Below are 12,899 nucleotides of genomic sequence, written 5' to 3' on the forward strand. Positions count from 1 at the left end.
AGGGTGCTGTCGGCTTTGCCGCGGCCGGCGGCGCCCGCGCGGGGGGCGCCGGGGCCCGCCGCCCCCGGGGGGGCGGGGGGGGCGCGGGGGGGGGGGGCGCCCCCCCCCCCCCCCCCCCGGCGCGGGGTTCAGGTGCGGGCGGCCCGGGGGCGGCCATGGGTGAGGGCGAGGGTGTGGGTGAGGGTGTGGGTGAGGCGGGGCACTCCGGCAGTCCGAGCGCTTGTGAGTCAGTTCATCGACGCAGAGGAGCCCCACCGCGCGCCCGCCGGCGTCGTGATCGACGACACCGGCGTCCGAGTCAGCGCTGGATCTCGGCCCGCGCCCTTTCGTTCGGCGTGCCGATGTCCCAGAAGCGGAATGTGCCGCGCGCGCCGGCGTAGGCGCCCGTACCGCCGGTGACGGCCATGTCGAGTGGGGTGCTCGTGCCCTTCGTCCAGAGCGACTGCATCGTCAGGGAACCGCCCTCGACTGCCATGGTGATCAGGCACTGCGTCGTGATGTCTTCACCTTCGACCTGAACGACCTGGCACGATCCGCCCCCGCGTCCGACGCTGCGGCCGTCCTGGACGGCGGTGCCGGAGTAGACGTCCATGTCACCCAGACTCGGCCCGGCCGCGCCGAGATCCAGCGCCTCGTACTGGTCGTTCTGAACCTTGAGTTCGAGGACCTCGACGCGGCCCCTTCGAGGGGCGTCGGCGTCTGCCGTGCCCACGGCGGCGAATCCGATCGCGGCTGTGGCCAACGAGGCGGCGACGAGCCTCTTGACCGTCACGTACCTGCTGCTGCTTCCGGTGGTGACCATGGTGGATCCCCTTCGCTGTGAAACTCGTGCGCGAACTCCCTCGACGCTATGACCTGCGAGTTGGTCTTTTCCAAGACCAATCCTGCTATCGCGCCATACCTTCGCGGGCATGACCGGCGCATCCCGCCGGGGCCGCCGGGCCGGGCCGCCACCGGGATGCACAGGAAGTCGGCCCGGCCGACTTCCAGCGCGGACGATGGGCGAGCCCGGTCAAGGTCGAGGGCGGGCCCGCGTGCATGCACACGGGCCCGCCCACAACACCTGGTGCCCGCTCACCCGCCGCTTCCACAAGGCCGTGGGCAGCCCGGCCAAGGGTTGGCCGGGTCGCCCGAGAACGAGGCAACCCAGCAGCCCATCCCACGGTGCACCACTACTTCGGAGCAGGAAGTCGGTAGGACCGACTTCCTGCTCCGAGAGGGCTGGAACCGCCACGCTCCCCAGCACAGGACGCCCGCCCGCCCCCCCGCGAGGGCCGGGCGGCCCGGAAGGAGAGAAGCCGCCGGAAGAGCGGCAACAGGCCCGGGGCCGATCAATGGAGTTGGGCGGGCCCGCCCGAAGAAGGAGAAGAGACGGGAGCCCTCCACCCGCCTCTTCCAGGAACCGCAAGAGCAACGGCGGACCTGGCCAAGCTGGGCCAGGCCCGCCGAAACCACCGCCGAGCAGCACTCGCTTCGCCGCACCACCACTCCCTGCGCAGGAAGTCGGCCGACCCGACTTCCTGCGCAGCGAGCCAGGTTGAGGCGAGGGCGGGGCCGCGGTGAACACGCGGCCCCGCCCTCACACACCGAACGTTCGCCCACCCGCCCCTTCCGCAAAGCCATGGGCGGCCCCGGCCACGGATGGCCGGGGCCGCCGTCTCCACGGCTGGGCCCGTTCACGGCGGCCCGGAGCTCGTTACCGCTTCGGCAGGGCCGAAGCGGTAACGGCACGGCGCACTGCCACTCCGGAGCAGGAAGTCGGCGGGTCCGACTTCCTGTGCGGGGCGCGGGGGTTCAGGGGTGGCGGGTGGCTTGGGTGCGGCAGTGGGTGAGGGCGTATTTGAGGCGGGTGTCGGGGTTGGGGGTGGTGGTGAGGAGTTCGCCGGCGGTGGCCAGGGCCGTCCAGTACAGGGTGGGGTTGCCGGTGCGGGGGAGGGGGCGGGCGGCGGCGAGGGAGAGGTAGGCGGCGGTGAGGTTGCCGGTGGTGAACCAGCGGGTCAGGCCGTGTTGGTGGCCGGGTCGGATGCCGCCCATGGCGTCGATGGCGGTGAGGAAGTGTTGGACGACGGTGAGTTCGGTGTCGGTGAGGGACTTGGGGATGTCGAAGACGCCGAGGGCTTCGAGGAGTTCGCCGGTGTCGGTTTCGGTGCCGGGGCGGGGGTGGGCGAGGAGGGCGTCGTGGCAGTCGTTGAGGCGGCGGGTGGTCTCGGCGAGGGGGATGGTGAGGGCGAGGCAGACGGCGCGGGCGGAGGGGAGGGGCTTGTGGGTGCGGCGGGCGAGGAGGGCGTAGGTGTCGGCGGGGGTGCGGCCGCGGGAGAGGGCGTGGCCGGCGAGGGTGGTGAGGTGCATGGGGCTGTGCTTTCAGGCGGTGACGAGGGAGGAGGAAGGGGCGATGTGGGCCCAGACGTACTTGCCGGTGCCGCCCGGGCGGGAGTCGTAGCCCCAGCGTTCGGCGAGTTCGTTGACGAGGAGCAGGCCTCGGCCGTGTTCGTCGGCGGGGGAGGAGATGCGGAGGGTGGGATGGTTGGTGCCGGCGTCGTGGACTTCGAGGCGCAGACGGGAGCCGGTGAGGGTGAAGCGGATCTCGATGTGGTGCTCGTCGGGGGCGTCGGAGTGCTGGACGGCGTTGGCGAAGAGTTCGCCGAGGAGGAGTTCGGCGGTGTCCGAGTAGCGCTCGCCGGCGGGGAGGCCGGAGAGGTAGGCGCGCAGGAGGTAGCGGGCCAGGGGCGTGGACTCGGTACGGGAGTCGAGGCGCGCGACGAACATGCGGGGGCGGCGGTGGGTTTCGAGCATGGGGGAGTACCTCAAGGGGTTGAACGCATGCTGCTGAAGGAGGGGCCGGACCCGTGGTCACGGAGGTCCGGCCCTGGGATGTCGCTGTCGGGCCGGGTGGTTGGTCAGCCGACGGGGACCGGGACGCCCCGGACGAGGAGGGGGAGGCCGTCGCCGTGTTCCCAGGCGTCCCAGGCGTCCTCGACGCGGCGGCACTGCTCGGCGGCCATGACGTCGCGGAGCTGGTGGCGGGGGACCCAGTGGAGGGCGCGGAGCTCTTCCGGGGGCTGGTGGTGGGTGGCGGTGTTGGCCTGCTGGGGGGTGAGCATTCCGCCCGCGTAGACGAGGTTGAGGCCCTCGGGGAACTCGGCGGCGGGCATGTAGTCGACGGTGAGGATGGTGCGCAGGGGCAGGACGAGGCCGGTTTCGGTTTCGAGGTGCCGGCGGGCCGCGAGGTGCGGGAGTTCGTCCTGCTCGGCACTGCCGCCGGGGAGGATGAGACCGTCCATGTAGACGGGATCGACGAGGAGGACGAGCAGGTCGCCCGATCCGCCGGGGTCCTCGCGCAGGGCGAAGATCTGCTGGCCCGACCGGCGGGCCGGGGGCTTGCTCATGATGCGGGTCCTGCTCAACTCTGCTCCAGATAAGAGGAATTGTTGGCGGGCGGCGGTGGCCGCTCGTCGATGGGAGGGCGGTAGGGCCTTCCCGAGCGCGACTGCCACGAAGACGCTCCCGCGCGGGTAGTTGTCCTTCAGGTTGATGAAGTCCGGTGCGAATTCATGGAGTTGAAGGCGAGTCTCTGGATTCCGCGCGTGAGGCATGGGGTCCCCGAGGGTTGCTCTGTGCGTCCGGTGAATCACCGGGTGTAGCCATAGTGGCGCTTTGCCATCTACGATCGGAAGTGTTTGAACTCTCTAGTTGGCCTCACTTTAAATTGATGGTGACCATGAACCGTCGCACACTTGATCCAACGTCATCACCCTTGGCGGCTCTCGTCGTTCATCTCCGCACGTCACGGGATGCTAAGGGCTTGACTCAGGTAGGGCTGGGGAAGTTGATCGGGTACTCGAACGTCTACATCTCGAATGTGGAGACGGGGAAACAGGCCCCGAGCTTAAACTTCGTCAAGCTCTGTGAGGAGCCCTTGGGGACCAATGGCTCGCTGGAACTCCTGTGGTGGAGCTGGAAGAACGGGTCGTTGATTCCAGGTTTCCCCGAGTTCGCGGCCAAGGAGCGGGAAGCCCTGGCTATCCGGCTCTTCGAGCTGGACATGGTCCCCGGCATACTTCAGCACTCGGACTACAGTGCTGCTTACGAGTCGGCACCTGTTCGACGTGGCGAAGCAACACAGGAGCAGGCGAACGAACGCCTCAGGCTTCTGTCCGTACGGCAGCAGCTCCTTGGCCGGACGCTGGCGATCCACGTTGTTCTCGATGAGTCGGCCCTGCGACGTCCGATTGGCGGACCAGCAGTGATGGCACGCCAGTTGCAGCTGTTGGAACACCTGGCAGCACGGCCCAACATCGTCATTCAGGTTGCCCCTTACCTGCTCGGTGAGGAACGCCCGTTCTCGCATTCGGTCACACTGCTCACCCTGCCGAACCGTGCCATGGTCGGGTATACCGAGACACTGCAACGGGGCTTCCTGGAGCAGGACACCGAGGTCGTGTCAAGGTGGGCTGGAAAGTACGATCGACTCCAGGTGAATGCCCTGAATCAACCGGACAGCTTGGTCGCGATCCGGGAGGCACGGAAGGACTATGAAGGCCATGCAACTTGACCTGACCGGCGCCGGGTGGCGGAAGAGCACGTACAGCAACGGGCAGGGAGGCTGCATTGAAGTTGCAGACGGCTACCTGGGTGTCATGCCGGTCCGTGATTCCAAGGACCCGACGGGGCCGTCCCTCGTCTTCCCGATCGGAGAGTGGGTGTCGTTCGTTGCTGCTGTCCGCAGTGGTGAGTTCGGCGACGTCTGAGCCCAGCTCGGACGTGGCGGCCTCCGCTTGGGGGCGGTTCTAGGGAGCCTTGCGACACGTGGTCGGTTGACCAGGGTCGGGCTGTGAAGTGGCAGTCAGACGCTCGGCTGGGGCAGTCCCCAGCCGAGCGTTTTTGTGTGAGCGGGGGAGGGCACGGATGGGCTGTGAGCGCTATGGAGCTTGACCCGACCGGCGCCAGATGGCGAAGCCTGAGAGGATGACCATGCGCGACGGCACCACCCTCGACCAGGGCGGCTACAGCTGGGCCAAGTCCAGCTACTCGGCCGGTGAGAACGGCAACTGCGTCGAGGTCGGCCGGACTGCGGCCGGCACCATCCCGGTGCGCGATACCAAGCAACATGGGTGCGGCCCCGTCCTGGAGTTCACCCCCGCGGCGTTCCAGGCGTTCGTTGCCGCTGTCCGCAGTGGCGAGTTCAGTGAAGCCTGAGAGGGGCGTCATGACCGACGGCGTGGATCTGTCCAGAGCCCGGTGGCTCAAGTCTTCCTACAGCCAGCAAGGCGGCGACTGCCTTGAGGTTGCGCGTGACGCTCGTGCATTGATGCCCGTCCGCGACTCCAAGGACCCCCAGGGGGCGGTCCTGGTCTTCCCGGCGGAGGCCTGGGAGTCGTTCGTCACCGCTGTCCGCAGCGGCGAGTTCGGCGACGTCTGAGCCCGAGCCCGGACGTGGCGTCCTCCGCTTGGGGGCGGTTCCAGGGGCTTGCGACATGTGGTCGGTTGACCAGAGTCAGGCTGTGAAGAGGCAGTCCGGCGCTCGGCTGGGGTTTTCCCAGCTGAGCGTTCTTGTGCGGGCGGGGGAGGGCGCGGATGGGTTGCGCTATGGAGCTTGACCCGACCGGCGCCAGATGGCGAAGCCTGAGAGGATGACCATGCACGACGGCACCACCCTCGATCAGGGCGGGTACAGCTGGGCCAAGTCCAGCTACAGCAGCAGCGAGATCGGCGACTGCGTCGAGGTCGGCCGGACCGCGGCCGGCACCATCCCGGTGCGCGACACCAAGCAGTATGGGTGCGGCCCCGTCCTGGAGTTCACCCCTGCGGCGTTCCGGGGCTTCCTCGAGGCCGTCAAAGCAGGCGAGTTCCCGGTTCAGCTGTGACGGGTGAGTGACGGATGGGTGGACTCCGGCGAATCAGCCGCCGGGGTCGACCCATCGTCTGAACCGCAGGCCCGGACCGTTCGGGGTCCGGGCCTGCGGGCTGCCCTTCCTGCCAAGAGGTTCGGACGTACTCAGACGCTCGGCTGGGGTTTCCCAGCCGAGCGTTTTTATGCGGGCGGGGGAGGGCACGGATGGGCTGTGAGCGCTATGGAGCTTGACCTGACCGGCGCCGGGTGGCGGAAGAGCACGTACAGCAACAACGGGGGCAACTGTGTCGAGGTGGCTCCCGACTACCCCGGCCTGATCCCTGTCCGTGACTCGAAGGATCCTCAGGGTCCGGCCCTGGTCTTTCGGGCGGAGGCCTGGAGTTCCTTCGTCGCCGCTGTTCGCAGCGGCGAGCTCAGCGAAGCCTGAGAGGATGACCATGCGCGACGGCACCACCCTCGACCAGGGCGGCTACAGCTGGGCCAAGTCCAGCTATAGCAGCAGCGAGATCGGCAACTGTGTCGAGGTCGGCCGGACCCCGGCCGGCACCATCCCGGTGCGCGATACCAAGCAGCACGGGCGCGGCCCCGTCCTGGAGTTCACCCCCGCGGCGTTCCAGGCGTTCGTTGTCGCTGTCCGCAGTGGCGAGTTCAGTGAAGCCTGAGAGGGGCGTCATGATCGACGGCGTGGATCTGTCCGGGGCCCGATGGTTCAAGTCCTCCTACAGCAACAACGGCGGTACCTGCGTCGAGGTGGCTCCCGACTTCCCGGCCTGGCGCCTGTCCGTGACTCCAAGGATCCTCATGGCCCGGCCCTGATCTTTGCTGCCGAGGCCTGGAGTTCCTTTGTCGCGGCTGTCCGCAGCGGTGAGTTCGGCGAGATCTGAGGGGGGCACCATGACCGATCGTGTAGACCTGTCCGACGCCGCATGGTTCAAGAGCAGTTACAGCAACAACGGCGGATCTTGCGTCGAGGTGGCTGCCGACTTCCTTGGCCTGGCCCCTGTCCGCGACTCCAAGGACCCCCAGGGGGCGGTCCTGGTCTTCCCGGCCGAGGCCTGGGAGTCGTTCGTCACCGCTGTCCGCAGGGGTGAGTTCGGCGACGTCTGAGCCCGAGCCCGGAAGAGGCGGCCTCCGCTTGGGGGCGGTTCCAGGAGCCTTGCGACACGTGGTCGGCTGACCAGAGTCAGGCTGTGAAGAGGCAGTCAGACGCTCGGCTGGGGTTTCCCAGCCGAGCGTCTTGCACGCGCAGGGGCTGTGGGCGCTCTGGAGCTCGACCCGGCCGGCGCCGGGTGGCGGAAGAGCACCTACGGCTCACGGCCGGTGGGTCAGGCGGATCACCGTCGTGGAGGCGACCTTGCGTGCTCCGGCCGTCGTGCCGCACCCGGTGCTGATGCTGGTGCCCACGCCGTGCAGCGTGTCGCCGGCGAAACGTGCGCTGTCGGGGGTGACGGTGCCGGTGGCGACCAGTGAGGCGGTCCCGTCGGCCTTGACGACGTCGATGTGCTCGAACCCGAGCGTCGAAACACTGCCGTCCGCCCAGGTGACGCGGGTGGTCGAGGTGTCGCCGTGCTCGTCGCCGGTGCATTCGGTGCGCGGCAGGGTGACGGCATGGTCGACGGTCCCGGCGGCGACGACCCGGCCCGCTGGGTCGACACACGTCACGGTGCCGGTCATGTGCAGGGTGTCGGCCTGGGGAGCGTTGCCGCCTCCCTGGTCGACGGGGCTGTCGAACGTGCCGTGGAGGGTGCGCACGCAGGTGGCGTCGACCTCGGGGTCGGCGGAGGCCGCGCCGGCGGGGATCGCTGCTTCGAGGAGCGCCACGGCGGTCAGTGCGGCGCCGACGAGAACGGGTTTCATGGATCGGACTTTCCCTGTCGGATTCCGGTAAGAGGACTAATTCGATTCCTGCAGCACGACATCGGTTCCGTACACGGGAGCGATGGCGGAGACCCCGGTGACGACGAAATCGCGGATCGCGGTCAGATAGTCGTCACGCTGGACGAGGCCGTCGTGGTCGTTGTCCAGATCGTCGAACGCCTTCTCCGCGCCGGCCTTCGGGTTCCCCATGGCGGTGCGCAGACGGATGAACTCCGCTCGGCCGAGGTACCCGTCGCCGTCCCCGTCCGCCAGGTCGAACATCGCTCCGAGGACGGCACGGCAGGTTCGTTCGAACGCCGCCGGGCCCGCCCAGCCGCGGTAGTCATCGAAGGTGAGACGGCCGTCCTGATCGGCATCCATGTCCCGCCACACGGCCTCGTGGGCGCGACGGGCCTCGGCGACGGCCGGGGCGTGGGCCGGAACACCCAGCGCCGCGGCCACGCGGTCCACCCGCGAGAGGTATTCGGACCGGGAAACGACCTGATCGCCATCCGAATCAAACATTGAGAAAATACGACGTTTCGCATCATCAGACATGGTTGCGCCCCCCGGAATTCTGCTCAGGATTTCTGGAACGCACACTACCGACGGAGATCCCAGTTCCCGGGAGGCGCGCGACTCCGCCACCTCGCTGCTCGTCCGAGGTGGCCGAGCGCATGATCGACCGGAATCGTCCGGACAAGCCCCCAGCGTCCGGACAAGTTCCCAGCGTCCGGACAAATCCCCAGCGTCCTCCCGGCTCGGGCAATCACATCGCCCCCGACGCGCCCGGAGCGGAAAAGCCGGTACCGTCCGCCCGCCGGATGGCGCAGCATGATCCCTGTGTCTGATACCTCAGTCCTCACCCGCACCGAGGCCGTCGAGCGCCACAGCCTGCTCGACGTCCGCACCGTCCACCTCGACCTCGACCTGACCCGCGGCCGGGAGGTGTTCGGCTCCACCACCGTGATCCGCTTCGCCTGCACCACCCCCGGCGCCGCCACCTACGTCGACGTCATACCGGCCGCCCTCCACCGCGTCGTCCTCAACGGCCGTGAACTGGACGTCACCACGCTCCACAAGGGCCGCCTCCCGCTGACCGACCTCGCCGCCGACAACGAGCTCACCGTCGAAGCCGACATGGCCTACTCGCACACCGGCGAGGGCATGCACCGCTTCACCGACCCCGCCGACGGCGAGGACTACGTCTACACCCAGTCCTTCCTCGGCGACGGCCCGCGCGTCTTCGCCTCCTTCGACCAGCCCGACCTCAAGGCGCGCTACACGGTCTCCGTCACCGCCCCCCACGCCTGGACCGTGATCGGCAACAGCCTGGGCGACCAGACCTCGCCCGGCCACTGGGAGTTCGCCCCCACCCCGCCGATCAGCAGCTACCTGGTCTCCGTCGTGGCCGGCCCCCTCCACTCGGTGCGCGCCGAGCACGACGGCATCCCGCTCGGCCTGCACTGCCGCCGCTCCCTCGCCGCCCACCTGGACGCCGACGCCGCCGAGCTGCTGGAGCTCACCCGCCAGGGCTTCGACCACTACCACCGGGTCTTCCGCCACCGCTACCCCTTCGACAGCTACGACCAGTGCTTCGTCCCGGAGTTCAACGCCGGCGCGATGGAGAACCCGGGCTGCGTCACGCTGCGCGACGAGTACGTCTTCCGCTCCGCCGTGGCCGACACCAAACGCGAGGAACGCGCCATGGTGGTCATCCACGAGATGGCGCACATGTGGTTCGGCGACCTGGTCACCATGAAGTGGTGGGACGACCTGTGGCTGAACGAGTCCTTCGCCGAGTACATGGCCTACAGCGTCACCGCCGCCTCCACCCGCTTCACCGGCGCCTGGACCGGCTTCGCCGCCGACCGCAAGCCCTGGGGCTACGACGCCGACCAGCGCCCCTCCACCCACCCGGTCGCCCCCGGCACGATCGAGGACACCGACCAGGCCCTGCAGAACTTCGACGGCATCTCCTACGCCAAGGGCGCCGCCGCCCTGCGCCAACTCGTCGCCTGGCTCGGCGAGGAGACCTTCCTCGCCGGAGTCAACGACTACTTCGACGAGCACGCCTTCGGCAACGCCACCCTCGACGACCTGCTCCGCGCCCTGGCCGCCGCCAGCGGCCGCGACGTCCACGGCTGGGCCGACCGCTGGCTGCGCACCACCGGCGTTGACACCCTGCGCATGACCGACGGCCGCATCGACCACACCTCGGCCGACGGCGCCCTGCGCCCCCACCAGCTGACCGTGGCCCACTACCGCCGCACCGCCGACGGCACCCTGGAACTCGCCGAGCGCGTGCCGCTCGACCTGGCCGCCGACGGCGCCGGCGCGCCACTCGACCCGGCCGCCGCCGACGGAGCCGCCGCCGACCTCACCCTGCTCAACGACACCGACCTCAGCTACGTCAAGGTCCGGCTCGACCCCGCCTCCTGGCAGACCGTCCGTACCTCGCTCGGCGCCGTACCCGAGGAGCTCGCCCGGGCCGTGCTCTGGAGCGCCGCCCGCGACCAGGTGCGCGACGGAGAGCTGGCGCCCGCCGAGTACCTGCGGCTCGTCGCCGACCACCTGCCCGGCGAGACCTCCGTCCACCTCGTGGACGCGGTGCTCTCCTTCGCCCACGAGTTCGTGGTCGACAGCGCCGTGACACCCGCCGAACGCCCGGCCGCGCTCGCCGAACTGGCCCGGGTCTGCCGCACCCTGCTGCGGCGCACCGAAGGCGAACCCGACCGCACCGGCCTGCGCCTGGTGGCCGCACGCGGCGTCATCGCCACCGCCGCCGACCAGGCCCAGACCGCCGAACTGCGCGACTGGCTGGCCGCCGGCACGGTACCCGGCGGGCCGGCGCTCGACCCGGACCTGCGCTGGCAGCTGCTGCTGCGGCTGTGCGTGCTCGGCGCGGCGGGCGAGCCGGAGATCGCCGCCGAATTCGCCGCCGACCCCAGCGACACCAGCGAGCAGGGCGCCGCCCGCTGCCGCGCCGCACTGCCCGACCCGGCGGCCAAGGAGACCGCCTGGCAGGCGCTGTTCCACGGCGAGCTCTCCAACTACCTGGCCGCCGCCACCGCCAAGGGACTGTGGCAGCCCGAGCAGGCCGAGCTGCTGGACGAACTGACCACCCGCTACTTCAAGGAACTGGGCCCGGCCGCCGCCCGCCGCGGCCCCGCCCTGGCCCGGGTGCTCACCACGGCGGCCTTCCCCGCCCACGCCGCCACCGAACACACCGTCCGGGCGGCCGAGGCCTGCCTGGCCGACCCGGACCTCACCGTGGCGACCCGGCGCGGACTGGTCGACCAACTGGACACGCTGCGCCGCGCGGTCCGGGCCCGGGCGCTGACCGAGCGGTAGCCCTCGACGCACGGACGCACGACGCACGCAGGGCGGCGGCACGGGGCAGGGACCCGCGCCGCCGCCCTCACGCATCCCGTACCGGGCCGAAGCGTTCCGTCCGCGTCGGCGGCACGCCGTAGTCCGTCAACTCGATCGGGTTCGAGAACTCCTGTCCGCTGTTCGGCCCGGTCATGTCCTCTCCGCGCAGATACCGGCAGAACCATTCCGCGAATGTCAGGTCGTAGCGGTAGAACTCGTTGTCGTGGCCGACGTAGACCACGATGCACCAGCCGTACCCGGTGCCGGTGCGCAGCAGGAACACCGCTTCCCCGTGCGCGGTCGGCATGACGGGGATCAGGCCGTCCGGCGCGCCGAACCCCAGGGGTGCGGGGAATCCGGGGAAGTTCTCGTCCGTGAACTCGCAGTCCTGGTAGGCGACCACGGTCTCCCGGATGTACCTGCCCAGGTCCCGCCCCTGCGTGGAAGGGCCCCTCAGCGAGATCGACCGGCCGATCTCGATCGGCGCGTAGCGCTCGGCCAGGGTCTTGAAGTCTCCCGGCAGTTCCACGCCCAGCTCGGCTTCCAGCCCGTGCCAGCACTCCGCCGGAACACCGGGCCCGCTGGGCGGCCCGATGATCCCGCGTACGTCTTCCAGAAAGTCGATCACGGGTTGGATCCTGTCAGATCGGGCAGTTCGCGGTCCGAGGGGCGTTCGCCCTCTTCCCCGTTCCTCCCTGGTCACCGAGCGGGAACATCCTCCCGCTGAAGGGACCCAGGCCCGCACTATCCCGTTGGCGGATCACGGCGGGTGCTGCTACCTTTCCGGAGGCCGTGTGAGAGAACGAGGAGGTGGTACCCGTGAACGCAGTATCGACATGGGTGCTCCCCTCCGGGGTCACGGTCGGGCGATAGGTCGTCGTCCGGGAGCGCCATTGTGAGCACTCCCGAAAGGCACGACCATGCACGTCACTTCCGAACAGCGTCTCGACGGCGACGTCCTCGAGCGCGAGTTCACCCTCGGCGAGATCCCCGGCATCCTGTGGACGCCCCAGTCCGCGTCCGCCTCGGCTCCCGCGCCGCTGATCCTGATCAGCCCGCCCCCGCTCGGACTGCGCACGATGTACCCGCGGCTGTCGGCCCGGGCCCGGTACTACGCGGCGGAGTACGGCTTCGCCGCGGCCACCATCGAGCTCCCCGGCAGCGGTGAGCGGCCCCGCTGGCCCGCCCTCGAGCAGGCCCGTGCCGACCTGCGCCGGGTGATGGAGGCCGGCGAGCCGCTCACCGACGAGATCGTCGACGCCCTCGTCCTCCCGGTGGTCGACAGGGCCGTCCCGGAATGGCGGGCCGCCCTGGACGCCCTCCTCGCGCTGCCCGAGGTCGGCGGACCGGTCGGGTACGAGGGGGGACTCATCTCCATCGGCATCCGGCTGGCCGCGGTCGAGCCGCGCATCGCGGCCGCCGGTCTGTTCGCCGGGAGCTTCGTGCCCCGCGCCATCGTCGAGGAGGCCCGCCGGGTCACCGTTCCGCTGCAGGTCCTGCTGCAGTGGGACGACGAGGGGAACAACCGGCAGGCGGCCCTGGACCTGTTCGACGCCTTCGGCTCCCGGGAGAAGACGCTGCACGCCAACATGGGCGGGCACGCCGGCGTCCCGCAGTTCGAGACCGACGCCGGGGCCCGGTTCTTCGCCCGGCACCTGAAGCAGTGAGGCCGGGAGCGCCGGCCGTCCGCTGCGGCGGGGTCGGCGAAGGCTAGAACCGTGGGGGCGCGGCCCCCCGGGGGGGGGGGGGCCCCCCCCGTGACGTAGAAGGCGACCCCCGCCCGCGGGCGCCGAAATGGGGACGCCAGGCCGACGCA

Annotated in this window: 17 protein-coding genes and 1 pseudogene; 11 read left to right on the forward strand and 7 right to left on the reverse strand. The window is 70.0% G+C overall.

Annotated elements, in window-relative coordinates:
* Positions 1 to 298: 298 nt before the first annotated feature.
* From ACFWP2_RS10885 to ACFWP2_RS10900, 4 genes are all read right to left on the reverse strand, one after another.
* Complete coding sequence (locus ACFWP2_RS10885; protein WP_380450032.1) at positions 299 to 802, reverse strand: hypothetical protein; 504 nt, start codon at positions 800 to 802, stop codon at positions 299 to 301.
* A 992-nt stretch (positions 803 to 1,794) separates the two neighbouring features.
* Complete coding sequence (locus ACFWP2_RS10890; RefSeq protein ID WP_380450033.1) at positions 1,795 to 2,349, reverse strand: hypothetical protein; 555 nt, start codon at positions 2,347 to 2,349, stop codon at positions 1,795 to 1,797.
* A 12-nt stretch (positions 2,350 to 2,361) separates the two neighbouring features.
* Positions 2,362 to 2,793 (reverse strand): ATP-binding protein, encoded by a 432-nt coding sequence (locus ACFWP2_RS10895; protein ID WP_380450034.1) that lies wholly within the window; start codon positions 2,791 to 2,793, stop codon positions 2,362 to 2,364.
* Between the two features lie 104 nt (positions 2,794 to 2,897).
* The gene (locus tag ACFWP2_RS10900; RefSeq protein ID WP_380450035.1) at positions 2,898 to 3,386 is read right to left on the reverse strand and encodes an NUDIX domain-containing protein; all 489 of its coding nucleotides are present in this window, start codon (positions 3,384 to 3,386) and stop codon (positions 2,898 to 2,900) included.
* Between the two features lie 323 nt (positions 3,387 to 3,709).
* Here ACFWP2_RS10900 and ACFWP2_RS10905 point away from each other — a divergent pair, with 323 nt between their 5' ends.
* The 9 genes and pseudogenes from ACFWP2_RS10905 to ACFWP2_RS10945 all read left to right on the forward strand — a co-directional run bounded on the left by ACFWP2_RS10905 (position 3,710) and on the right by ACFWP2_RS10945 (position 6,958).
* On the forward strand, positions 3,710 to 4,552 hold the full coding sequence (locus ACFWP2_RS10905; protein WP_380450036.1) for a helix-turn-helix transcriptional regulator: 843 nt from the start codon (positions 3,710 to 3,712) through the stop codon (positions 4,550 to 4,552).
* Positions 4,542 to 4,748 (forward strand): DUF397 domain-containing protein, encoded by a 207-nt coding sequence (locus ACFWP2_RS10910; RefSeq protein ID WP_380450037.1) that lies wholly within the window; start codon positions 4,542 to 4,544, stop codon positions 4,746 to 4,748. The genes ACFWP2_RS10905 and ACFWP2_RS10910 overlap by 11 nt, the downstream gene beginning before the upstream one ends.
* A gap of 217 nt (positions 4,749 to 4,965) precedes the next feature.
* Complete coding sequence (locus tag ACFWP2_RS10915) at positions 4,966 to 5,196, forward strand: DUF397 domain-containing protein (RefSeq protein ID WP_380450038.1); 231 nt, start codon at positions 4,966 to 4,968, stop codon at positions 5,194 to 5,196.
* 10 nt (positions 5,197 to 5,206) lie between these two features.
* A complete protein-coding gene (locus tag ACFWP2_RS10920) occupies positions 5,207 to 5,419 on the forward strand; it encodes a DUF397 domain-containing protein (protein ID WP_380450039.1) in 213 nt (70 codons plus the stop codon).
* Positions 5,420 to 5,630: 211 nt separating this feature from the next.
* Complete coding sequence (locus tag ACFWP2_RS10925) at positions 5,631 to 5,864, forward strand: DUF397 domain-containing protein (RefSeq protein ID WP_380450040.1); 234 nt, start codon at positions 5,631 to 5,633, stop codon at positions 5,862 to 5,864.
* Between the two features lie 207 nt (positions 5,865 to 6,071).
* Positions 6,072 to 6,278, forward strand: a complete 207-nt coding sequence (locus ACFWP2_RS10930) for a DUF397 domain-containing protein (protein WP_380450041.1) — start codon at positions 6,072 to 6,074, stop codon at positions 6,276 to 6,278.
* A 4-nt stretch (positions 6,279 to 6,282) separates the two neighbouring features.
* Positions 6,283 to 6,513, forward strand: coding sequence for a DUF397 domain-containing protein (locus tag ACFWP2_RS10935; RefSeq protein WP_380450042.1), 231 nt, complete (start codon positions 6,283 to 6,285; stop codon positions 6,511 to 6,513).
* A gap of 10 nt (positions 6,514 to 6,523) precedes the next feature.
* Positions 6,524 to 6,735 (forward strand): annotated as a pseudogene (locus ACFWP2_RS10940) (DUF397 domain-containing protein).
* Between the two features lie 10 nt (positions 6,736 to 6,745).
* A complete protein-coding gene (locus tag ACFWP2_RS10945; protein ID WP_380450043.1) occupies positions 6,746 to 6,958 on the forward strand; it encodes a DUF397 domain-containing protein in 213 nt (70 codons plus the stop codon).
* A gap of 204 nt (positions 6,959 to 7,162) precedes the next feature.
* On the opposite strand, the gene ACFWP2_RS10950 is transcribed toward ACFWP2_RS10945, so the two are convergent.
* The gene (locus tag ACFWP2_RS10950) at positions 7,163 to 7,708 is read right to left on the reverse strand and encodes a hypothetical protein (RefSeq protein ID WP_380450044.1); all 546 of its coding nucleotides are present in this window, start codon (positions 7,706 to 7,708) and stop codon (positions 7,163 to 7,165) included.
* A 36-nt stretch (positions 7,709 to 7,744) separates the two neighbouring features.
* Complete coding sequence (locus ACFWP2_RS10955) at positions 7,745 to 8,266, reverse strand: EF-hand domain-containing protein (RefSeq protein WP_380450045.1); 522 nt, start codon at positions 8,264 to 8,266, stop codon at positions 7,745 to 7,747.
* Between the two features lie 276 nt (positions 8,267 to 8,542).
* Here ACFWP2_RS10955 and pepN point away from each other — a divergent pair, with 276 nt between their 5' ends.
* A complete protein-coding gene (gene pepN, locus ACFWP2_RS10960) occupies positions 8,543 to 11,062 on the forward strand; it encodes an aminopeptidase N (RefSeq protein ID WP_380450046.1) in 2,520 nt (839 codons plus the stop codon).
* Positions 11,063 to 11,129: 67 nt separating this feature from the next.
* Here the strand turns inward: pepN and ACFWP2_RS10965 are convergent, their stop codons facing one another.
* The gene (locus ACFWP2_RS10965) at positions 11,130 to 11,711 is read right to left on the reverse strand and encodes a hypothetical protein (RefSeq protein ID WP_380450047.1); all 582 of its coding nucleotides are present in this window, start codon (positions 11,709 to 11,711) and stop codon (positions 11,130 to 11,132) included.
* A 292-nt stretch (positions 11,712 to 12,003) separates the two neighbouring features.
* Between ACFWP2_RS10965 and ACFWP2_RS10970 the strand changes: the two genes are divergently transcribed.
* Positions 12,004 to 12,750 carry an alpha/beta hydrolase gene (locus ACFWP2_RS10970; RefSeq protein WP_380450048.1) on the forward strand — a complete coding sequence of 249 codons (747 nt, stop codon included), beginning with the start codon at positions 12,004 to 12,006 and terminating at the stop codon, positions 12,748 to 12,750.
* Positions 12,751 to 12,899: the final 149 nt, after the last annotated feature.

It is taken from the genome of Kitasatospora sp. NPDC058444 (assembly GCF_042721415.1).
Classification (GTDB): domain Bacteria; phylum Actinomycetota; class Actinomycetes; order Streptomycetales; family Streptomycetaceae; genus Kitasatospora.

Excerpts from the sequence above, each read along its gene's own strand:
- ACFWP2_RS10885 (WP_380450032.1), bottom strand. The coding sequence starts at position 802 with ATGGTCACCACCGGAAGCAGCAGCAGGTACGTGACGGTCAAGAGGCTC.
- ACFWP2_RS10890 (WP_380450033.1), bottom strand. The coding sequence starts at position 2,349 with ATGCACCTCACCACCCTCGCCGGCCACGCCCTCTCCCGCGGCCGCACC.
- ACFWP2_RS10895 (WP_380450034.1), bottom strand. The coding sequence starts at position 2,793 with ATGCTCGAAACCCACCGCCGCCCCCGCATGTTCGTCGCGCGCCTCGAC.
- ACFWP2_RS10900 (WP_380450035.1), bottom strand. The coding sequence starts at position 3,386 with ATGAGCAAGCCCCCGGCCCGCCGGTCGGGCCAGCAGATCTTCGCCCTG.
- ACFWP2_RS10905 (WP_380450036.1), top strand. The coding sequence starts at position 3,710 with ATGGTGACCATGAACCGTCGCACACTTGATCCAACGTCATCACCCTTG.
- ACFWP2_RS10910 (WP_380450037.1), top strand. The coding sequence starts at position 4,542 with ATGCAACTTGACCTGACCGGCGCCGGGTGGCGGAAGAGCACGTACAGC.
- ACFWP2_RS10915 (WP_380450038.1), top strand. The coding sequence starts at position 4,966 with ATGACCATGCGCGACGGCACCACCCTCGACCAGGGCGGCTACAGCTGG.
- ACFWP2_RS10920 (WP_380450039.1), top strand. The coding sequence starts at position 5,207 with ATGACCGACGGCGTGGATCTGTCCAGAGCCCGGTGGCTCAAGTCTTCC.
- ACFWP2_RS10925 (WP_380450040.1), top strand. The coding sequence starts at position 5,631 with ATGACCATGCACGACGGCACCACCCTCGATCAGGGCGGGTACAGCTGG.
- ACFWP2_RS10930 (WP_380450041.1), top strand. The coding sequence starts at position 6,072 with ATGGAGCTTGACCTGACCGGCGCCGGGTGGCGGAAGAGCACGTACAGC.
- ACFWP2_RS10935 (WP_380450042.1), top strand. The coding sequence starts at position 6,283 with ATGACCATGCGCGACGGCACCACCCTCGACCAGGGCGGCTACAGCTGG.
- ACFWP2_RS10945 (WP_380450043.1), top strand. The coding sequence starts at position 6,746 with ATGACCGATCGTGTAGACCTGTCCGACGCCGCATGGTTCAAGAGCAGT.
- ACFWP2_RS10950 (WP_380450044.1), bottom strand. The coding sequence starts at position 7,708 with ATGAAACCCGTTCTCGTCGGCGCCGCACTGACCGCCGTGGCGCTCCTC.
- ACFWP2_RS10955 (WP_380450045.1), bottom strand. The coding sequence starts at position 8,266 with ATGTCTGATGATGCGAAACGTCGTATTTTCTCAATGTTTGATTCGGAT.
- pepN (WP_380450046.1), top strand. The coding sequence starts at position 8,543 with ATGATCCCTGTGTCTGATACCTCAGTCCTCACCCGCACCGAGGCCGTC.
- ACFWP2_RS10970 (WP_380450048.1), top strand. The coding sequence starts at position 12,004 with ATGCACGTCACTTCCGAACAGCGTCTCGACGGCGACGTCCTCGAGCGC.